Origin of the sequence: Asanoa sp. NPDC049475 (assembly GCF_040676915.1) — a bacterium.
Taxonomy (GTDB): Bacteria; Actinomycetota; Actinomycetes; order Mycobacteriales; family Micromonosporaceae; genus Asanoa.
The window spans coordinates 1,055,076-1,076,179 of the sequence record NZ_JBFAPY010000001.1; the positions used below are offsets into that span (position 1 = coordinate 1,055,076).

The 21,104-nt window shown below is 64.8% G+C and carries 15 protein-coding genes and 1 pseudogene; 9 read left to right on the forward strand and 7 right to left on the reverse strand.

The genetic code is table 11. The features are described 5' to 3' along the window. Positions 1 to 565: 565 nt before the first annotated feature. The 3 genes from AB0J88_RS05045 to AB0J88_RS05055 all read right to left on the reverse strand — a co-directional run bounded on the left by AB0J88_RS05045 (position 566) and on the right by AB0J88_RS05055 (position 3,972). Positions 566 to 1,639, reverse strand: coding sequence for a hypothetical protein (locus AB0J88_RS05045; RefSeq protein WP_364352505.1), 1,074 nt, complete (start codon positions 1,637 to 1,639; stop codon positions 566 to 568). Positions 1,640 to 2,031: 392 nt separating this feature from the next. After that, complete coding sequence (locus AB0J88_RS05050) at positions 2,032 to 2,853, reverse strand: hypothetical protein (protein ID WP_364352508.1); 822 nt, start codon at positions 2,851 to 2,853, stop codon at positions 2,032 to 2,034. Between the two features lie 306 nt (positions 2,854 to 3,159). Further along, a complete protein-coding gene (locus tag AB0J88_RS05055) occupies positions 3,160 to 3,972 on the reverse strand; it encodes an HNH endonuclease (RefSeq protein ID WP_364352511.1) in 813 nt (270 codons plus the stop codon). 758 nt (positions 3,973 to 4,730) lie between these two features. Here AB0J88_RS05055 and AB0J88_RS05060 point away from each other — a divergent pair. From AB0J88_RS05060 to AB0J88_RS05075, 4 genes are all read left to right on the forward strand, one after another. Continuing rightward, positions 4,731 to 7,124 (forward strand): hypothetical protein, encoded by a 2,394-nt coding sequence (locus AB0J88_RS05060; protein ID WP_364352514.1) that lies wholly within the window; start codon positions 4,731 to 4,733, stop codon positions 7,122 to 7,124. A 162-nt stretch (positions 7,125 to 7,286) separates the two neighbouring features. Further along, positions 7,287 to 8,567: a restriction endonuclease gene (locus AB0J88_RS05065; protein WP_364352517.1), complete on the forward strand. Its 1,281-nt coding sequence runs from the start codon at positions 7,287 to 7,289 to the stop codon at positions 8,565 to 8,567. Beyond that, positions 8,560 to 8,760, forward strand: coding sequence for a hypothetical protein (locus AB0J88_RS05070; RefSeq protein ID WP_364352520.1), 201 nt, complete (start codon positions 8,560 to 8,562; stop codon positions 8,758 to 8,760). Before AB0J88_RS05065 ends, AB0J88_RS05070 begins: the two co-directional genes overlap by 8 nt. Positions 8,761 to 9,441: 681 nt before the next feature. Continuing rightward, on the forward strand, positions 9,442 to 9,978 hold the full coding sequence (locus AB0J88_RS05075; protein ID WP_364352523.1) for a hypothetical protein: 537 nt from the start codon (positions 9,442 to 9,444) through the stop codon (positions 9,976 to 9,978). A 556-nt stretch (positions 9,979 to 10,534) separates the two neighbouring features. Here AB0J88_RS05075 and AB0J88_RS05080 read toward each other — a convergent pair. Beyond that, positions 10,535 to 11,530 carry a DUF4238 domain-containing protein gene (locus AB0J88_RS05080; protein WP_364352987.1) on the reverse strand — a complete coding sequence of 332 codons (996 nt, stop codon included), beginning with the start codon at positions 11,528 to 11,530 and terminating at the stop codon, positions 10,535 to 10,537. Between the two features lie 777 nt (positions 11,531 to 12,307). Here AB0J88_RS05080 and AB0J88_RS05085 point away from each other — a divergent pair. Beyond that, a pseudogene (locus tag AB0J88_RS05085) lies at positions 12,308 to 12,517 on the forward strand (abortive infection family protein); the annotation flags it as partial. A gap of 121 nt (positions 12,518 to 12,638) precedes the next feature. Continuing rightward, entirely contained in the window at positions 12,639 to 13,106 is a 468-nt protein-coding gene (locus AB0J88_RS05090) for a hypothetical protein (protein WP_364353012.1), read from the forward strand. A gap of 1,708 nt (positions 13,107 to 14,814) precedes the next feature. On the opposite strand, the gene AB0J88_RS05095 is transcribed toward AB0J88_RS05090, so the two are convergent. Continuing rightward, a complete protein-coding gene (locus AB0J88_RS05095; protein WP_364352526.1) occupies positions 14,815 to 16,710 on the reverse strand; it encodes a DUF4209 domain-containing protein in 1,896 nt (631 codons plus the stop codon). 439 nt (positions 16,711 to 17,149) lie between these two features. Between AB0J88_RS05095 and AB0J88_RS05100 the strand changes: the two genes are divergently transcribed. Both AB0J88_RS05100 and AB0J88_RS05105 read left to right on the forward strand, forming a co-directional pair. Beyond that, entirely contained in the window at positions 17,150 to 17,539 is a 390-nt protein-coding gene (locus AB0J88_RS05100; protein ID WP_364352529.1) for a hypothetical protein, read from the forward strand. A 91-nt stretch (positions 17,540 to 17,630) separates the two neighbouring features. After that, positions 17,631 to 17,843, forward strand: a complete 213-nt coding sequence (locus AB0J88_RS05105; protein WP_364352532.1) for a hypothetical protein — start codon at positions 17,631 to 17,633, stop codon at positions 17,841 to 17,843. A gap of 51 nt (positions 17,844 to 17,894) precedes the next feature. Here AB0J88_RS05105 and AB0J88_RS05110 read toward each other — a convergent pair whose 3' ends face one another. Beyond that, positions 17,895 to 18,680 carry a hypothetical protein gene (locus AB0J88_RS05110; RefSeq protein ID WP_364352534.1) on the reverse strand — a complete coding sequence of 262 codons (786 nt, stop codon included), beginning with the start codon at positions 18,678 to 18,680 and terminating at the stop codon, positions 17,895 to 17,897. A gap of 628 nt (positions 18,681 to 19,308) precedes the next feature. Beyond that, positions 19,309 to 19,764, reverse strand: coding sequence for a hypothetical protein (locus tag AB0J88_RS05115; protein WP_364352536.1), 456 nt, complete (start codon positions 19,762 to 19,764; stop codon positions 19,309 to 19,311). Between AB0J88_RS05115 and AB0J88_RS05120 the strand changes: the two genes are divergently transcribed. After that, a complete protein-coding gene (locus tag AB0J88_RS05120) occupies positions 19,763 to 20,755 on the forward strand; it encodes a recombinase family protein (protein WP_364352538.1) in 993 nt (330 codons plus the stop codon). The two genes, AB0J88_RS05115 and AB0J88_RS05120, sit on opposite strands and share 2 nt — an antisense overlap. Positions 20,756 to 21,104 lie beyond the last annotated feature (349 nt).

The window sequence follows — 21,104 nt, forward strand, 5'->3', positions numbered from 1 at the left end:
TGGGATTCGGCCGCGACGAGTGCTTGTCGGGATTGAACAAATGCGTGCTGCGGGACGCCTACCCGTACGACGGGTGGACCGAGGTGTAGGCGTAGCCCGTGACAGTGGGTTGAGGCGCGCAGGTTCGAATCATCCAGCCGGAGGCAGACGCGCCCCCACACGCGCGGTCCCTCGTTCCAAACGTGCAGGTCAACGACGGTCCGCAGGTCGAGTCGCACCGGTCGTTGTCGAGGGCGGTCACGCCAAGCATGGGAACGGGATTCGATCAACGCTGACCTGGTGATCGTGGCTGCGTCGTGGCGTTTGCCCAGCTAGTGCAGCTCCTCAATGGATGGCGCGTCTCCGCGCCGACCTGCTGGCGGGGCCGTTGGCCAGGCTGGTGCTGGCCCATTCCGCTGCTGCCGGCGCCACCCCTAGCCCTACCCGGTCGCCCGCCGGGGCCGTCGATCGGCCGCCTGGACCCTCGGCGCCCCCGACCGATCCCGCCACCGACGTACTGCGGCAGGCCCGTTTGGTTGCCCGCGCCACTCACAGCACTGGTCGATGTCTAAAGCGAAGGGCGGTTCTACCCGTCCGCGGCCCGGCAGGGCGTCCGGGCGTCAACGTTGCCCCGTCCCGCGACGATCGTCGCCTGAACCTCGAAGCACGAGCCATCGTCGCGGAGCAGCCCCGTGAAGAAAGCTGTCGTGTGGACCCTTCGGGAGAAGGGCTCTGTACGCCCATCTCCGGCGCGGATCAACCTGACGGTGACGTCCCAGCCGTCGGCCGGCTGATTCTTGGGCTCCACCGCTAACCGACCCCACAACGCCTCGCAATCCAGGGAGTGCATGAGCTGGAGCTTGCCCAGTAGTGCCCCGCCAGGAGTGAAGACGTCCTGCTCGTGAACGCGCCTGGCGTCGCCGGTGCATCCCGAGGGGTCGCCCCCGTCGTGAACGACCTGGTGGCCTCCGCTGGTAGGCCCCGGTGAAGGTGAGGGTGACGCTGAAGGCGAGGGAGTCATCGGCGGCTTGCGCTGCCAGTCGTTGCCCACGAAGTGGATGGCGGGGCGGTCACCGGAGGGCCGGCCGTCGCCACACGTGATGTCGGCTGGCGGGTCGACCGTCACCTCGACGCTGCCGCTGCGCCAGTCTCTCTTGTAGAAGGTGAAGTAGGTCGTCTCGGTCAACATGGCCGACTTCCGACCAACCCAGTTGCCCCACCGGACGGTGACCGTGTGCTCGGCCGGTTTCTCGTCCGGGTCGATCCTGGCCCACACCATCCCTCGACCGATGCCCCAGGAGCCGAAAGTGCATGAGGCGGCGGCGTACCCGGTCTCCTCTGGGCGTGTGACATCCACCAGAAGCAGGCAGGCGAGGACGATGGGGGTACCGCCGGCAACCCAGAGTCCGCGTGGTCGGCGCCGTTCCGGATGCCGCCGCCACTGCCAGACGCGGTAGCCGAACCACAGGACCGCGACCACGGTCGCCAGCATCAGCACGACGCTTGTGATCGTATGGAGCCTGTATGGCAGCTCCGGCGTGAAGAAGATGACGGCGACAGCAAGGAGGAGCCCGAATCCACTGACCAACCACTGCCAGTCGGCGCGCGGTTTATCAGGAGGCTCCTCGGCCGGTTGGCTTTGATCTTGATGTTCAGGCATGGCGATCTCCTGCGATGTAGCACCTGAGACACGCCGTGGCTGTCTCGACGGCCCACCGTGCGCGTCGAGGGGTTCGGCACGGTCGACGGGACGCAGACAGCTCGGTGGAGGTCTTCGCAGCGGGACATGTACCCGGCAGGGCGGCACGGTACACGCGAACGACTGGGGCCGTCGGATCCGAGACATCCGCCTTAGCAACCGTCTCGGCACGCCAACGGCGCAGAACTCACTGGACTGTAGGCGGCCGTGCTACAGCGATCGACCACTGCGGGCCCTCGCCAACTGGGAGGTGCGCGATGACGGAAGCCGGTAGGTCGCTTCGATAATCAATACGCTGGTGTCGGGCGCGCAGTTCTTTGTGGTGCCCCTGGCGACGCTGCAACTGTGCAAGATCAGGTCTGTTGTTGCTGGCCATGGACGTCCGCGTCGGGGAGCGATGGTGCCAAGGGTGGATCTTGGTTTGTCGCCGTAGGGCGAGCCGCGAGTTGCCGTCGTGCGCGTGCGTGCGCTGTCAGCGGTTGGCCGTTCTGCATGAAGAAGATCCATTCGAGTCGCTCGGCCGAGCAGGCGATGCCCTGGGGACGGAGGCCGTCGCTCCAGGCGTGCATGTTCTCCACGTAGGCGGCATAGCGGTGACTCCAGCGGCGGTCCCTGGTGAGCGCCCTCGTTGAGGTCCCAAGAGTGTGGTTCAACGTTCGTAGCACCCGGTCGTCAAGTATCAACAGTTGCCAGCCCCGATCCGGTGTCTGCCCCGCGAAGGCAAACCACTTTGTAAAGAACGACCGGCCAACATCGGGAAGAGAAAATGCGGCGTATGCGGCCGGGAGATCACCTTGTCGGCAGGCGTAAGCGGTCTCGATGAGCCGCGTCGCGCAGAGCGGCGCGGCGAGCGCTCTCGGGACGTTGCGGTACGAGCGGGTGTTCGAAGTTCCCGATCCCCATGCCAGGACCAGCACGAACGCCCGCCGAGCGGCCTGACCGTCGGCGATATTGGTTGCCTCGATCAGCCTCGCTACATCATCGCGTCCGACACATCGGCGTCCGGGCTTGTTGGTCAGCCTCGTCCATTGATCGTCCTCCAGAACGTCGACCTCGCCGGGATGCGTAGCAAGCGCACGCTTCCAAGAGCTCAGGACGTATGTGACTCGATGCTGCTGCCGGCCGCGATAATGCCGGACTAAAGCAGGCAGTCCAGAGGGGAGCGACGACCTCACGCCGTGTCCGGTCTGCGGCCAAACACGGCGTACCGCTGCGTGAGGTCCACGGTCTCAAGGCGGGGGCCGACGGCCACCGATCCGAGCCGGCTTTGGCTGTGCGTGCTGGCCGGATCCGACTCATTGCTCCACCTGGGAACGTGCCGATGGGTGCTCGGGGTTAATCCGCCGGGGCGGCCGACCAGCTCCGCGTCCACACCGTCCTCCGGCGCGCTGGCCGAGTCGCATTTGACCACTGCGGAAGTGTCCACGGCCGCTGTCATTAGTCATCAGGCGCTGCTCCTTCGTCAGGAGTTACACCGTTCGTTATACAGGCCCACGGGTCGCGCTTCGAGCTGATCGCAGACGTCTGCGCAATTGGGAAGGCGTTTGCGCCGGGGTGGTGCGATGCGCCATGGCATGGCAATTTGCGCACAGCGGGATGAGGTCGCGCTTGGGGTCGACTTGGTACCCGGGGCCGAGCACAGAGATCTCGCGGATGTGGTGGACATGTACAAAGTCGCGCCCCAACTCGCCGTACTGTGCCTCGAAGTTGAAGCCACAAACGCGACATGTCGTGCCGTGGTACGCGATGCTCGCCGCTCGCGCGGCCCGGTCACGCTCGTAGCGATTGACGAGGACGCGGGTAACGGCGCCCTCCTCATAGGTCTGATCCGGCAGTTCCTCCGGGATGCGGTACGGGCTATCCGTTATATGCGCGTTCCAGAGTTGATCGAGTAGCTGATCGGCAGGCGGCCGCAGCAGCACGCCCGACCCTTGCAGCCGATCCCACGATACCGTCGGAAGGCTGGTCTTGAGATCCTCGACGGACAGCCGGTCGTTTAGCGGCAACATCTGCTCGAACTCGATGTCCGCGTAAGTCGTCGTGCGCCTCGATCCATCCCAGTGTTTTTCTTCGTAGACGCCGCTGGTGAAGCTGCCCCGCGCGACGATCCCCCGCTCATGACGTTGTCGGACCAGGTAGGCCCTGTCTCCAACTGAAATCCCCGATTTTCGTAGCGCAACGCTCCATCGATTCGCCAGCATCCGGCCCGCAGCGGCCGCCTCGACTGCCTTGGCATGCTCATCGTCCGGCCAGCCTGGGCCATCCGGATTCCAGGTCAGAAGGAAAGTCGCCACCCGAACATCATGCCGAGGCCCGCACTCCAATGTGATGGCCCTGTCAGCCGATCCCTGCGCTGACCGTCTAGCGATGCGGTACGCGAGAGAGCTCTGGGCATCCGCCGGACGTCACCGTTCGTGTACATCCTGACCCGTGAAGCCCAGGAGTAGTCGGCGGTCGCTCAGCTCCGGCTCGGCGGCGGCTGCTCGCAGGTTCGGCTCTTCCTGGACGAGGCAGACGCGCCCCACTCGCGCCGCACCTCGTTCCAAACATGCAGGTCAGAAGCCGGCTGCGAAGAGCTTCGCCGGTCCTAATCGAGGGCGGGTCACGCCAAGCATGGGAACGGGGTGCGGTCAACGCTGATCGGGTAGTGGTCACGGCATCCTGGCGTTTGCCCAGCTAGCGCGGTCTTTGCCTAGAGGCAGGGCCGAACTGGTGGGTCCGCGCCACGGCGGGTGTTCGGTGCCGCAGGTGAGAGGGTCTAGGCCGGTGGCTTCGAGGTTGGTGGCCAAGGCTACGCCGGTGCTGGCGGCGATCGCTGGGTCGAGGTCCTGTCCTCGGCCAACTCGGGCTGGCGCTGATCACGGACGAGCTTTGAGCAGATACCGGCGGGTCTGTCCGACATATACCTGCGACGGACACGGTGGAAGAGGGGTCGCTCTGCGGCTGGCTGTCGATCGTCTGGTTGCCGTGTCTGTGATGGAATTGGTCCGTGGCATCGCGGCGGAAGAGGCACCAGGCAAAGAAGAAGCTACAGAATCGTACGCGGCGAGCTGTGCCGCAGTTCGATGTGCATGCTCAATATCTGATGGACTCGATGGGGTCGCTCGAAAGCCTAGTAAAGAGGTTCGCGGCGATGGGCGAACCAGTAGCGGCGATCGGTGAGGCGTTCGACCAGGCGGTAGCAGATTTCGTCGATGGCCTAAACCGCTTCGAGCCGCATCGCCTCGTCGAGGTCGCCCGCATGGCTTACCTGCCGTGGGGGCACGCGGGACACACGTTAGCGACGCCGGCGGCGACGGCCGCGCACGTGGAGTTGCTAGCGTTAATCGCCTTGACTGCAGCGAACGGGCGTCCCTCCGGGGAAGAGCCACCCGTGGTTGAGGTTCAGGAGATGAGCCACTTCGTGACGAAGGCTTCCGATGGGCTCGACCGCTTGTTGCAGTTGTCGCATCTTCGCGCGATTGCCGCAACGGATCCAACAGACCGGTTGGCGATGATTACGTTGCTGCTGCGGGCTTCGCAGGTGATGGTCCGGCACACCTCATACGCAGAGATGGTCCAGGAAACGGTGACCGAGCTTCTCGATGGCGATGCTGCAGTGAAGACAGCTCTGAACGCCGGGTTGGGCTTCGATGCAATCGATGCGCTTGCCGTATTGAATTCCACTCACGACGTGCAGGAGGCCAAGCTCAACGCGCGCGGCCGGGCCTTCGCGGATGCCATGAACACCATGCGATCCCAGATGGAAGGTGAACCAACCGAGGAGATCCGCACGCGATTTAAGACGATCATCAGTAGCCGGTTCGAGCCCGACGTCATCGGATCGACGGCCGGTTTGGATGAGGTTGTGGCGCGGACGGGCGTTGCCGAAGACCGAGTGCGTGCCGTCATTGAGCGGTTTCGCCTCAACCTAACGGCTTGCACTCCGACGGAAGTCGTGGACGCGTTCATGGCAGGGAAAAATCCGATGCGCACGCATCCGCTGCTGGTAACCGCGGACGAGCGGCTGATGTTGCCGCACAACGTGCTGACGGTCGACGCGGTTAAGGAAAACCTCGAGGAGTATCTGAAGGGCACGTCCGCCTGGAACGCCTACCAAAAGCACCGCGGTGAGGTGCTGGAGGCCCGTACCCGCGCGGCGCTTGAACGGGTGCTCCCAGGCGCGGTGCATCGAGATGGCTTCCAGTACTACATCCCGGCCAACGAGAGGGAGCTCGCGACCGGGGACGCGGCGAAGTACACGAAGCGGGTCGAGGGTGATCACCTGGTGGTCCTCGACGATGTGGCGCTGATTGTGGAGGACAAGGCTGTCGCCTTGAGCGCTTTGGCCAGGGGCGGCAAGACGCAGCGCATCCGGACGGACCTGACCGGCATCATCACCAAAGCGGCTGAACAGGCTGGGCGCCTGCGGGATGCCATCGAGCGTGACGGCGGCATGCGTACCGAGGAAGAGGGTTGGGTAGACCTGTCCAGCGTTCGCGAAATCCACACGGTGGCAGTCAGCTTGGACGACCTGACGAGCATCGCGACGGCGACCGCGGAACTAGTCCGGGCCGGGTTGCTGGACCTGAACAACATCCCGTGGACAGTGTCGCTACACGACCTTGAACTCATCACCGAACTCGTTGACAGGCCGGCCGAGTTCCTGCTGTACCTGAGGCGGCGGCTCAATCCAGACGCCACCGTGATGTTCTCAGCGGCCGACGAATTAGACCTGTTCTTGTACTTCTTCGAAGCTGGCCTCTGGGTCGAACCCGACCCTGACCAGGTGCGGACGGTGTTCGACTGGATGAAGCCACCAAGCACTGCTGAACGTAGGCGCTTCCGCCAACAGATGCCGGTGTTCTTGACGAGCCGAACGGATGCGCTCGATGCGTGGTACCGCGCTAAGCGCACGCCGGCGATGCATCCGGCGCCGAAGCCATCGATGTTCGAGTCGCCGCTGGTCGACCTTGTCGACGACCTGCAGGCGCGTGGCATGTTCGGTTGGTTGAGTATCGGCGCCACGTTGCTCGAGCCAGCAACCGGGATTCAACACAGGATGGCGCGGTACGCGGACCAATTACTCGACACACCGGCGCCAAGCGGTGAGGGTCGGAGTCTGACATTACCCATGACCGGCAGCGTCAGGCGCGCCGACGGCTGGTTGATGGTGTGGGGCACTCGCCCGGCGGGTCGGGACCCTGCCGTCGATGAGAAGCTCTGGCGTGACTATCTGCGCTTGAAGAAGCACCAGTTGGGCCTTCCTCGAGGTGTGGCGCTGGTCTATGACGAGCCCACACGCAACCTTGTCGACGCCTACTACGACGGGCATATCGGTGACTTGTCCGCTGACCAGAGCAGCAAGCTCGCCGCGCTTCGCCCGCCGTCCGCGTTCCACAGGGCGCTTCACCCGAACTCAAAGCGTTCACCGATCGGGCGGCCAAAGCCCAAGCGCCGCAGGTAGCTTGTGCGCCGGCGGCACGCCGTCGACGAACCGTGCAGGCCGGGACCTCCCAAATGGCAAGCGGTGTATCGACTGCAGGTGGCGTGGGTTTGAGAGCGCCAACGCACCCGAGCGGCGATGTTGTCCTAGAGTCGGTGCCCGTCGAGGAGGGGGGCGAGGCAGATGGCAGAAGACCTGCGTGAGCAGTTTGAGCGGCTTGAGGAGATGCAGAACTCCGCTGAGCGGGGGCGGGAGTTCGAGAACTTCGTGTGGGCGCTGTTCATCGCGAGCCACTTCGAGGTCATCAAGGATCCGGGCACCGCCAGCCCGCGTCAGACGGACCTCCTCGCGCTGCAGTCTGGGGACGTGTATCTGATCGAGTGCAAGTGGCGGACCAGTCGCGCCGACATCGCCGACGTGGACGGCCTGCGCGCTCGACTCGGGCGGACGAACAAGTCCGCTACGGGTTTACTCATTGCCATGGCGGGCTTCTCGGGCACCGCGATCTCGGAGGTTGCCGGCAACCGCGGACAGCCGATCCTCCTCATGTCCGGTGACGAGATCAGGCGCCTGGCCCGCCGCCCGGATGAGCTTCGGCAGTTGCTATGGCAGAAGAAGCAGGCGCTCCTTGTGAACGGGACCGCGCTCGTCGATGAACCGCCCGAGCAGACTCCCAGCCGGAGGCGGTGGCCGCTCCCAAGCTCTGAAGCGCGAATCGTGGTGTCCGACCAGCCGGACTCGACGGTTCTCCCGTGTGGGGGCGGATTTGACAGATTCACCTACGCCCACGAACTCGTCGATGTCGACTGGGTGATCGCGAAGGGAATGGGGGTCACTCTCGACGTCGATATCCCGGCTGTCGGCGAGACGGACGTGTTGGATGTCCTTGACAAGCTCGCCGCGCTCGGTTGGGCCTCACGCGATGCCCGCTGGAGCATCCAGCAAAGCCGCATGAACTACCACGGGTTCGGCGCTGCCGCGTTCGCCGAGGAACTCGGCCGCTGGCAGTCACGAGCCGAACGAGCCGATGCACACCACAGCGAGGAGTTCTGCTACGTCGACAACTGCGATGGCGGCTTCTACACGCTGAGCTCAACGATCGGCGCGCATGAGAAACGGCGGGCGACGCAAACCCACCTTTCGTTCCAACTCCAAGGCGTGCCGCTCGACACCGGCCCGCTGCTGCAACTGTGTCGATCAATTGGTGTCCATGACGGAGTCTACTTTCGATCACTGACCGATAGGTCCCGGCGAGTTCTTCACCTACCTAAGTGGCTGACGACACCGACCAAGCCTGTCGGCCTGGTTTGTGAGCCCGGGATCAAAGATGGACGACGACGCCACGGAATGGGTCACGGGCATCGTCATCCCGAACCCGCTACGCGAACAGAGGTGGCGGCAGAGCGACGAACGAGCGGACACGGACCTCTACCAGATCGAGGGCGCAGAGTACCTGGTGTGTGATCTCGGCGAGCACCACCGCCACGACCAGGACACCTACGTCTACCGTCTCACGAAGATCGAGGTAGCAAAGACGTCCAGCGGCGCGGTCTTCGTGCCCGGTGCCCGCTGGGACCGGCAGCACGAGCGGGCCGAAGATTCCGGCGTCGACGCCCCACCCACCGCTAGGCGTCGCCGCCGCTTCTTCGCTACATGACGACTTCGCGAAACCAGGACGCAGAATCAGTCATGTGAGACCGAGTTCCGGTTCGCTAGGGATTTGGCTGGCGGCCAGGGCAAATCTTTGCCGCCGGTGACGTGCTGGGGCGACTTCGCTAGGCCGAACCGGCGGTCTGGCGCGCGCAGGTTCGAATCACCCAGACCGAGGCAGACGCGCCCCACACGCGAATCGGCTCGTTCCAAAGTTGCAGCTCATCTGCCGTTGGTGGGCGGAGTCGCGCCGGTCCTTGTCAAGGGCGGGTCACGCCAAGCATGGGAACGGAATTCGATCAACGCTGACCTGGTGGTCGTGACCGCGTCGTGGCGTTTGCCCGGCTAGCCGCGCCGTCTGCCGTCAGACTCGGCGGCTGGCCGCAAATGCAGTGTCTCGGATCTCGCGGAGGGGCGCTCGTGTGCCGTCGGGCAGACTGACTTGGCAAAACTTCAGTCCCTCGTAGCGGCGTCCCCTGACGGCTCGTCCAGCGTCGCCGGCTTTGCGGAAGACGTCGCCGGTGGACAGGCGGAGTGCTCCGTCGGCTTCGATGGTCGCCGTGACCTCACTGGTCCCGACGACGGCGGTAAGAATTGTGCCAGCAGCTAGAACGCCGTCCCGGAGCATGCGCCATTCTCTTGCGTGCACGATCCAAGCTGTGACCGTGCTCGAGGGAGGGACGAAGCCATGGAGCTTTGGACGCTGATCGGTGGCCCCGCGGTTGCGTTGTTCAGTGTTTGGATGGGCGCATCGCTGTCCTCGCGAGGGCAACTTAGAGCCTGGCAGCGGCAGCAGGCCGAGCGCGACCGCGGCGAGCGGTTCGCGGCCTATGCAGATCTTGTTACCGCGACCCGTCGGTATATCGCCTACGTCACCGGCCCGGACGCGGACGTGGAAACGATTGATCACCCAGATGGAGATCACCGCGTTCCTCTGTTCCGAGGTGAAGGCGCCGTCTACAAAAACAACATGGAAGCGGCAGCGGCCAAACTTTGGCTCTTAACTCAGTCGCAAGCGACTGCTAACGAGGCTCACAGACTTGGTCGAGCCGCTCGCCGGATCGCGGCCGCAGCGGTAGACGGCGTACAGGCCCCCGAGACTATGAACGACAAGCTCATCAAGTACTTCGCGATCGAGTTGGGCTTCGTCAATCAAGCTCGACGCGAGCTCGGACTATCGCTGGAGATACTGAACCCGCACGACGAGCGTGCGGAGCTACCATGATCGCATGGTGGGGCAAGGCGTCCGTTACGTTCGGCCGCGCCGCGACCAGTCCCCGTACGACGTCCCCCAGGCGCCCGCGGTTCAAGTTCCGCTCACGCGCCCGGCCGACGCTGACTGGGCTTGGCGAGCGGCAAGGGCCGAAGGTCTGACCCGCGCAGGTTCGAATCATCCGGACCGAGGCAGACGCGCCCCCACACGCGACTTGACTCGTGCTAAACACGCAGGTCAGCGGCTGTTGGCGGATAAAGCCGCGCCGGTCGTTGTCGAGGGCGGGGCACGCCAAGCATGGGAACGGGATCCGATCACCGCTGACTTGGCGATCGTGTCTGCTTCGTGGCGCTTGCCCAGTTAGACGACGTGCCCGATGGCTGGGAGGCGGAGTCAACGCTTCGGCGGTTGGGCCAGACTGGATCCTGACGGTGCGGGCCTCGACGCTGTCATAGACAAAACTTTCGCCGAGGCCCTGTGCACGTGTCTCGCCTGGGCTGGCTAGCTCTGCCACCGTTGCATGGTGTCGGTGGGGCGACAACGCTCGCAGACAAGGGCTCCTGCCCGACTAGCCAATCCACCACCGGCTGACTGGCCAGTCCGGTGCGTCTGGGCCGGCCCATCGCGACGGTGGGAAGGTCCGGATGACGCGACGACCATCGGACTCGAGTTCCTGAAACGCGACCGGGTCTGGTGCCGGCGGCACCGAGACTCGCTGTGTGAAGTGCCGTCCGGGCCGCTCGAACGCCCAACGCGCCGAGGCTCCGAGAATCTCCCGGTTCAGTTCCGCAGTCTCGACGTGCGTGAGCTGCCAAGGCGGGGAAGCGCGGAGGTCGGATCGGAACATCGCCAGGACTGCGTGGGGTGCCAGCGGAAGCACGACGACGCCAACGGACGCGAATCCGCCACGTTCACCGCGACGGTGGTCAGGGCCACCGATCGGCACGACAGGCTCGTCGCACGTGATGAGGACCGGGGGCGCCTTGAAGATCTGCCAGTCTCGGTTGATGAACTGCCGGCCGACGTCATAGGCGGACATCGCCGATCGGGCGGCCACGGCCGCCTGCTGTTCGGAGATCCACGCCGTCCCGGCGTTGACCTCGTCGATGACCCGCCTGGCAGCGGCTACACCGGCGTCGTCTGCGGGCCGGCCCTTCCTTTTAAGCAAGCGCCGGAGACCATCGTCGGTGACCTGGCCAAACTGAAGGCGGAAAAGTTCGTTCGTTAGGTGCGCCTGAGCGCGCCTGTACCCGTGTCCGCGGGTGGCTTGAAAGCCGAGGAACCATGCTAACTCCGCGGCCTGCTCGGGATCGAGGCGCGCTGACCCAGTAGCGAGCATGTGGTCAATCGTCGCCTTCGCTGATCCCTCGACCTCACCAAGCATGACTTCCATGAGCAGCGGTGGGACTGCAGCGGGATCAAGGTCGGGGGACTCCAGACGGTAATAGTCGGTTTCCCTGGCGGCCTTGCCTGGCGACGTGGTGTAGCTGTGCTGGTCGTCCACTCGGGTCACACGAACGGTGCCACCCTCGGCCCACCTGCTCAGATAGGAGCTCGGGACCAGGTGGTGTTTGCGGGAGCGGAGTTCTGTGCCGCCCGTCGAGCCCGCTCGAGCAGCGCCAGATGTCCGGGCGGCATGTTCTGCTGCGCCCGACGTCTAGACATGACCGAACCGTAACAAGCGGGACGGCCGGGGCGCGCCGCATTATCTTGCCGCCCTCGTTCGCGAGGCGGCGAGGCTCACCAACGACTGGTGAGCGTGAGCAGCCTGCCGCCGCGATGGTCTGGCATTGCCTCATCGAAAGACGACGTTGTGAGCCGCACGCGCTCTCGGAGCGTCGATAACCCTGAGGCGCCGACTTCGTAGCCGGGCAAGAGCCACCCGCCGCTGCACGAGCTGGATCCGCGATGTCCACACCTGGGTCGTGTCGGCCGGGTATGCACAAGGTCGATACTGGAGTCATGACAGCCGAAGTCGGTGGTGACGGTTCACGGGATCTTGCGGTCCGTGCCGTCGCGGGAGCCGCAGCGCCGGAGTGGGTCTGGCTCTGGCAGGCCAGCGGGCGCGTTAGCTGGGGCGGCCCTGACACCGGTGACTCGGCTTCGTTGGTCGGGGCTACGGTGACCGCGTGGATCTCTTTGAGCTGCCCGGCCGGAGCACGTGGCACAGCCGGCATGGGATTCCATCGAGCTTGCCCTGAGCAGGCTGCGGCGTGCCTGGGAGTTCAATGACTTGCCGGACGTCGTGGGGAAGGCCAAGGAATTGGCGGAGACCGTCGCGAAGGTGACGGTAGAGGCGGCCGAAGGGGCCGTGTCCGACTCCGTTGAATTCCAGCCGATTGTGAAGGCTGCGCAGAAGGCACTCGGACGCCAGCCGGGAGCTGATCTTTCACAAGATCAAAATCTTCGTGCCATGGCACAGGCGGCGCAGACGATTCCAACGAGCCTCGCGCCAATCCGGAACGGGTATGGAACGGGGCATGGCCGCGCACGGGTCCCAGATGTTGTCATAGAGATGGCAACACTCTCGCTGGAGTCGGCCCTGCTGTGGTCTAGATGGGCCCTGCGGCGACTCGGGCACTTGCTCGCCGACTACCCGAACGAACTCATTGCCTCAGTCCAGACGGGTACGAGTCGGAGAGTATTGAAGGAGAAGTTTGAGGCGAGTTGCTATGGCCCAGCAACCAAGCGAAGTGCAGCACCGGATCGGTGTCGTCTTCGGCCAGCAGTCTGCAGGAGGTTTCGGCAATGCAACCGAGGTGGGCGTAGAGCCCGCGGTCGATGGCGGATACGACGAGTATCCCATCGACTATCGGCGTGGACTCCTGGAGGGGATGCTGTTGACTGGCGGAGGCTCTGTCGGGCTCACTGGCTTCTACGCGCCGTGGTTCGTCTCCCTCCTGTCCTCGCTTCCGGAGCGGGAGGCGCAAAGCGCGCTTGGAGCTCTTCGCGAGAGCGTGACCGGGGCTCCATGGATTGATACATGGCGAGGTTCTACCAAGGTCGAGCCGGCGGATGTCGTTTCAGCCCTACGCAGGGAAGGTGAGCGGCTCCCTCCGGGACTCACAGAACCTTTCCAGGCTCTGTGTAACGACCTCCTGCAGGTAGGAGAGTCGGCGGGACTTGAGGACACGGACTGAATATCAGCCCTCACTCGTGGACGTGCGGACATGCCGCGTAGCGGCGCGTGCTCCCGGCCGACGCCAACACCGGCAGCGCGAGGGCGTCGACGTCGACCCCGCAAGGCGTCCGGGTCAGCCTTGGCCCAACGACCTCCGCGCCGCTGGCGGGTCCGGGATTTGAGTCAGGTGTGGCTGGCCGCGGTGAGCACGAGGTCGTGTGGCCATTGGTCGTGCCGCGGTCGAGCCGAAGGTCGTCGGAACGATCGCGGTACGGCGTCTGGTCGGGGTCGCGCACTGCCGTCTCGACGGGGTGCCGCCAGCATGCCACGGAGGGATCGCGTTCCCGTGAACCGTAGATCGCGCTATTCGGGTTCCCGCCACACAGCGAAGATGGCCTGGAACTCACGGGGATCGACGGCGAGCCAGACCCCAACCATGATCGTGTGGCCTCCGGTCAGGTTGATCGGGAGGAGAGCGCGGACGAACGCGCCGATTTCGGGGACCTGCAGTGGTGTGCGGGCGAGCGGGTCGCGCGCATAAAGCGTTGGCCGGATCGATAGCGACTGCCCGCTCGAGCAACGTGGCGGCCCGCCTCGGGTTCGGCCTGGTCGGAGGCCAACGTAGGCATCCAGAACGGTACAGCGGAACTGCTCGCGGAACGGCGATAGCCATGACCTGCGGCGTCCCCCGGCGAGTTCCCCGCGATCTCGACCTCCACCCCACCGACCAGGGTCCGATCACGACCCAGCCGCAAGGGCTCAGCCACGAAGCCGCCGGCGGCACCATCCACCGAGGTGCGCCACGCCGTCTCGCCCGCGATCACCGCCCCAGCCGGCCCCACGACATCTGAGCTGGGCAGCACCTCATTGCCGCTTATCAGCAGCGGCGCCCAGACGCCGTCAGGCCCGGCGACCAGCGCAGCCGTGGTCAACGTGCCGCAGCCCCCGACCAGCCGAACTCGGGGCAGCCGCCATTCAGTGATAAACGACGACCGAACACCGCGTAACCCTCAGGCCGCTCAGCGTGAAATGAGGTGTCGCGCCGCCTTCGTCGCGCCACCGACTCGAACGGGTGATAGAGCTGGCGTTGATGGATCAATCGAGCCAGCATCTCGTTTGTGAAGATTCCCCGCCCCACCGCGGACTGGGTACGCCTCGTGAGATGGCCCGTTGTGGTTGTCATCGCATTGTTCGCCCTGCGACCGGAGTTACGTGATCTCATCCGTCGGATGAAATCTGGAAAGGTCAAGGTCGGCGGCTTCGAACTCGCGTTTGGAGCTTAGGCAGCGGCGGCGCCGAGCAGATCGCCGGGGCGGCCTCAGCAAACCGGCAGGCCGAGCAGCGAGCCCTCGCTCCGGGGTCTTCCGTGACCAAGATCGCCTGAGTTCTCCAGCGAGGCCCCGCTGCCGTTGGCCGATAGGACGCCCACGCGCGGATGAGGTCTGCGGCCGGCCAAAGTCGGCGTGCTTCCGTTCGAACCGTTAGATGCCGTGGACTCGAGGTTCTCACTTGACCTCGCCTTAAATGGGGGCGAGCCCTCCGGACGAGTCGAGCCCGAGATACCCACCGGCGCGTCCAGTCGCGAGTGCCGACGCCGGAATGCGCCATCGCCGGCCACGGCCGAGGCGAGGTTCAGGCATTATGGTGCAAATTATGCTCCGTCGAGCAGGCATGGCGTCCATTACCGATGAGTCAACGGCGGTGAAATCGTTTGCCTTGCCCGGCGCTCAACTCGTGTTGGAGTCCGGCCGCGTGCCAACTGTTTGGGGACCGTCCGTTGAGGCCTGCTCACCCTTGGCCTGCGAGAAGACATGCAGGTACGGCAGCAGGACCATACGGAGGCAGAGCCACCATGCGTAGGTGGCCGCTGAGCTCCACGATCGCGGATCGTTGAGCAGCCCGTGTGCGAGATCGTTCCGAAGGTTCGGCCCGAGCTGTTCGCATAGCAGGGCGCGCAGCTCGAAGGTCAAACTCGGCCCGAGTACCCGCTGGGACTCCGGCATCTCCAGGAGAGCGTTCAAACTCTTTTCTGACTCGACCCCGGACTCGTCCACGAAGAGGGTGAAGGCACCGTGGGCTTGGAGATTAGCCCGCACTAGCTGCTCCACTTGCGGCACGAGCAGCGAAATGGCGGACGGGAGATCTCCGGACAGCCCGTGCCAGAGCCCGCGCGCCCACAGGTTTGTGTGTCCTTGTGGTACCACCGGAGACTCAGCGCAGATTTCCGCGATGAAGCCGAAGTCGAAGTGGTGTTCGAACACAATTAGCTCAAGTGCCGGACGGATTAGTGCTTCGACAGTGAGTTCGATCCGCCATGGGAACCAACGGACTACCTCATCGAATGCCGCTTCATCGGAGACGTCGGCGGAACCGTCACGTGCCGCGATCTTGCGTCCGTCCGCGCTGAACGTGGAGGACCTGAACAGCCGCGAGATGCTTTGCTGCATGCGCTCACGTGCATCAGCCAAAGCCGTCGCAGGGTCGATCAGTGGCGCGATCGTTGCGAGCGTCCCAAGTGCTTCGATGCGTTCCTTCCCTGTCACTGACTTCTGCGCACGTTCAACATAGAGGGAGATGTCGACCGAGTCTGACTCGATCGAATGCATCTCCTCGAGCGACAGCTCGCGTGCGTCGCCAAGCCGGCGGCGGAGCTGCTGAAGCTCGTCATCAAGGCCGTGCGCGGACCTATACGCCCGCGGGAGCGCACGTATGACCGCGATGGCCTTTTCCACGAGGGTGCCAGCGACAAGTCCGCCTCCCTCGTCCGCCAGCCGGTCGTCTGCCTCGTCCACGTACGCTCGGGCGATCCGTTCGAGGCACTCGTTGGCGAGCTCTGCTTCCCCAGCCCGAGCAAGCCAGCCTCTGGCGGTACGCAAGTACGCACGCTTGAGCCTGTGGTCTCCGGTCACAGTGCCGGCGAGAGACACGAAATGGTCTCCGAGGCTCCGGGCGCCCGCCTTATCGATCGACCTGGTTTCGGTCAGCAGGTCGGATACGTGAGTCGCCATGAATTTCGCTGTCGCGTCACTAGTCAGAAGAAACTTGACGAGCTCGGCCGCCATCTCATCCACAGCGACGCGCCCGGGCTTGCCCCGACGCAACGACAGCTCGAGCGCTCGCCGCAACCCGTCCCCACCGCCGCCATACCAGGAGCTCGCCTCGAGCGGCGCAGCTCGGTAACTGTTCACCGCCTCTCTCAACAGTTCCATATCGCGTCGGTTTCCATAAGTCCAGGCGATGTCAGCGACCCTGGCCCTTAGGAACGGTTGCTCGATCAACGGCACAAGGAGAGCCAACACCTCGAGTTCGGCGGCGTTCAGATCCTCCGGAACGATGGTTCGCCGGCCGCCGATCTGCATGGCTGGCGCGTACGGCTGGCCCCAGTTGTCTGGAACGAGCATGGGCGACGTCGCCTTCGCTAGTACATCGAGCACCCGTGTCCGAAGGCTGTCCTCACCGAACTCCTCTTGAGCCTTGGCCTTCAACTCAGTTAGACGGCCAGAAAGCAACACGGGATCCTTATGACTGCGCGGGACGTCCTCGTCATCCGTCAGCCCCTCAGACCACCAGGATGGATCGATCGACTCCTGGCCGATCCCTTCGTTCACGTCTGCGCTGGTCAACGTCACCCTCCGCGCTCGTATTGGCACGCGCTCGCGAGTCGCGCGACGCCAACCCTGCCGGGCTACGATCGTTCCCTAAGCGGGATCTGACCGCAGCCACTTTTCGGTTGGACGGGCTGTCGGATAGAGCCCATCGCTGCGGACCATCGGTTGGTTTCGCATCACAGTCGCGGACCGGGCATGCACGTTAGCCAAGGCGGCTTCTCATGGTGCCCTAAGGTGCAACTGCTCACATGTGGAGTTGAGCGATGCCCTGTGGAGGCTTGTGTCGGACTACTCACACAGATGCCCAGAGACCAGCCGCGTTCGCGGCACTAGACGAATCTCCTGAGCCGAACACCTAGCTGCTTTGGCCGCCCCTCCGAGCGCCGGCTGTCGACTCCAAGACGAACCTGGGCTATCTATGGGCTGCAAGAGCGGAGAGGCTACTTTGGATGGCGTGACCTTGTGGCAGGCGGTGCAGGGGCCGCGGGCGGGAGGAGATCCTCGGGCTCAGGATCGCGGCCGCGAAATGGGTTCGGTGGTTTGCCCGGCCTGCAATAACGTCCTGATGCGGCTTTATGATCATGTAGCGGGCATCGAGGTCTACTGCTGGGTTCCTGCGGCATCTCCTGGCCACCAAGAGACGCGCGGCCTGGGCTGGGCGATGTGGGGAGTCATCGACACCAAGATCTCCGATGAGGATCACCAGTGTCTGACCTGCTGGAGGGGCCATGATCGTTTGGCTGTCACCGCAGGGGATATCCGGAAGATGGTGGCGACCTACCGCCGGAGGGGGCGGCGGGTGCGGCGTCCCGCTGCCAGCGACGACCACGACAATCCTGGCTGATAGTGTTTGAGTAGAACTTTTTCGCCTGAGGCGGGACCGCTCGCCGGCGTTGGGCCTGAGGCACCCGACACGACATCCCCTTGGAGGGACCGTGTCGGCTGTCCTGACGATGATCGGCGCTGCCACTTCTGCGATCTCAGTGTTCCGCTGGGCCGTCGTGTTCTGGCTCGCTCGCACCGCTATCAAGGCTTCCAGCGATGATGGGCAGCGCCGCGAAACGGCCTTGGAGGTCTTGCGGCTGGTCCTGTCGGGGAAGGACTCGTCTGCCGAGGACCCCAGCGGCGATCGACAGGTGAGCTCGTAGGGCGGCGCTGATCGTCGTGCGGCTCCATCTGCCCGACATTTCTGTCGGGCGCTAAGGGTGCTTCAGGGACAGGAAGCGATCGACGAGGTACCGCGCCGCGCTGGTGAGGGCCTGCACCCGAAACTGCGCCTCACCCGCCGGAGAGGTACCTGGATGCGGCCCGTTGGTGTGCGTAATGGCCCAAAGGCCATGGATGTATTCGCCGCCATCATCCATCGGAAGCGCATCACTCTGGATCAAATAGGCCAAGGCCTTGCCGCCTTCGCCTTGCCGCTTGCGTGTGAAGCCTTGGACCACGGCGGCCTGGACAATGACTTCCTCCAACATCGTACGCATCTGCCCGTTGGCTGCCTCGGCGCGTCCGTCGACGAGCGACTCGACAGCCTGTCGATAGTGCCGCCGCGCAACTGTAAGTCCGGCTCGATCGAGATCCGCGTCGAGGGCGGTAATCGCTTGGCTGAGCGGCGACGCGGGTTCATCTAACGGTAGCAACCGCATTTCCCCATCCACGTCCACAAGATCGAACCCCGCTGCGCGAACGGCCTCGACCATACTGGCAAGCTGCTGATTCGAGGCGCGCTGTGCAACAAGACGAACGAATTCTTTGAGAGCGTCGACAGTGTCCGGGTCGTGCTTTCGAACGACGGCTGCCACCGCAGCGTGCGTAGTACTGGCGACGAGCTGCGTCTTGGCGTAGCGCTGGTCGCCAGCCCGAGGCAACGGCTGAAAGCGTGCCAGGCCCGCCTTCATGATCAGAGTCTCGAGCGCCGCGCTAGTGAACAACGAGGTCGCGACGTCGGCTGCGTGACCGACGGCACGATCCAGTCGGAATGACATTCGTTCATTCTCGCGTTTCATTCTCTGCCGGCCAACTGGATTGCGCGGTGCGTCTATCGCCGGGAGCGGAAGACAGCCGCGCTGTCGATCATCGCGCGTGAGGCCGACAACGCCAGCTGCGATAACGGAGGGGCACGATTCTGAGAGAGCGTCGGGGTGGATCTACGGTGACCGGACGCCGTCGACGCAGCCGCCGCCCGGCCAACGTTCGGCTGACAGGTCGCGGCCAAACCGCATTCTGACCCAGCTCAGGCTGCCGAACGCCCAACCTGCACCACCAAGAGCCCGAGTCGACGTCTCCGTCCGCTTGGCGAGCAGCCATCGTTGAGCCCTGCGGACGGGCACCTGCCTGATTCTGTGACAGCCCACTCCCCTCGGCGGCCGCAACGGCGCGACCTCGCCCGACGCAGGCCGGTGCGAGGCTGGGCAGGTCGTCTGATTCCCGGGGGCTGCCGGCGTGCCAGCGGTATGGGCCTGCGCGTTCTGTTGCCGCTCGTGAAGGCGGTGCCGCTAGAGCCAGCCCTGCGTTCACCTCCACGAGTGAGATGCTCGCCCGACCGGGGAAGGTCTGCCAGGCAACCACTGACAGCGGACCTACACATGGCTGATCGTGGATCCTATGGAGCGATCAGCCGGCGCCGACCAGCGGTTCGCGTTCTACGGACGGGTTTCGACCGAGGACCATCAGGACCCCATCGCCTCGCGGGCATGGCAGTACAGCCGGGCCTATGACTTGATCGCTCAAGCCGGCGGCCAGATCGACTGCGAGTATTTCGACATCGGGATCTCCCGGTCTCTTCCCTGGAAGCGTCGCCCGCAGGCCGGCGACCTTCTCGAGGCCATCAAGAGCCCTTCGCGACAGTTCGGCGCCGTGGTTATCGGAGAGCCACAGCGGGCGTTCTACGGTGACCAGTTCGGCATGACGTTTCCCATCCTCGTCCACTATGGCGTCGAGCTCTGGATCCCCGAGATCGGCGGACCGATCGATCCAGGCAGCGACGCCCACGACCTGGTCATGGCTCTCTACGGCGGAATGAGCAAGGGCGAACGGAACCGGATCCGCAAAGCGGGTCCGCTCCGCCATGACGGCCCAGACCCGCGCAGAAGGCCGCTATCTCGGCGGCAGGCCGCCATACGGCTATCACATCGCGGACGCCGGACCACACCCCAAACCCAGTCGAGCCGCCGACGGCCGCCGCCTGCACCGACTGGAGCAGAATCCGGACACCGCTGCGATCGTCGTTCGAATCTTCGCCGAATACCTCGCCGGCCGCGGTCTGACCACCATCGCTCGTGGGCTGACGCTCGACGGCATCCCGTGCCCGTCTGCACATGACCGCGCGCGCAACCCCCACCGCCGTGGTACGGCCTGGCAGATCAGCGCGGTGCGCGCCATCCTGACCAACCCGCGCTACACCGGCCGGCAGGTGTGGAACCGCCAACGCGGAGACGATGTTCTCCTTGACGTCGACGACGTTGCGGCCGGTTACGCCACCGTCCACCGCTGGAACCACCCCGACGACTGGGTCTGGTCCATCGGCCAGGCCCACCAAGCCCTCGTCGACGCGGACACCTTCGACCGGGTCCAGGAGACTCTGCGCACCCGCGGCGCCGTCGGCGACACTGGCAAGGCCCCGCGACGGAGCAGCCGGCCCTATCTATTCCGCGGTCTGCTGACCTGCGGTCTCTGTGCGCGCCGGATGAACGCCGGCGTCCACCACGGCCACATCTACTACCGCTGCGTGGCCCGCGATCTCACCAACGCCCCTGCGGACCACCCACCCACCGTCTACCTGCGCCAGGACGCCCTCACCGCCCCGGTGACCGCGTTCCTGCGCCAGACTGGGTACCCGATCGGCGCAGGCGCGGGTCCCAATGCGCCGGTCGACACCCGTTCACCAGGCGGCAACACCGAGCTCGACGTCGCACGCCAAGCCGAGGCCTACGCGCGCCGCGGACTTCGCCTTACCTATCACTGGGACCGGGACACCGTGGTCCTTGAGCTCGTGGATCCGGCAGCGTGCGTGGCCGCAGCCGCGCCTGCGGAGCGGCAGGCCGAGTTTGTTATCGGCTGACGGCGAACGTACAGGCCCGAACGCGAGGGGCGCGCACACAATTGGCCTTATGGTGTAGCTCGCGGATACATCCCGAGATCCGAAGGACTCACCGTGGGGGTGACCGCCGGAGCGCAAGCGTGTCCGTCACCACCGATTGGGGCCACTGACGAAACACTTGGACGCGTACTCGACGTACGCGAGCGGCGCTGACGGCTGCAAGTCATAGCGTTGAACTCGCACGACGATGAGACTGTTCAAGGGAGACAGTATGGCAGCTGAACTGGCGCGAATGATCAACAACTTGCCCGCGATGATCTTCCTAGTGGCGACTCTGTCGCTGGTTCTGTTCCTCGGATGGGTAGTTATC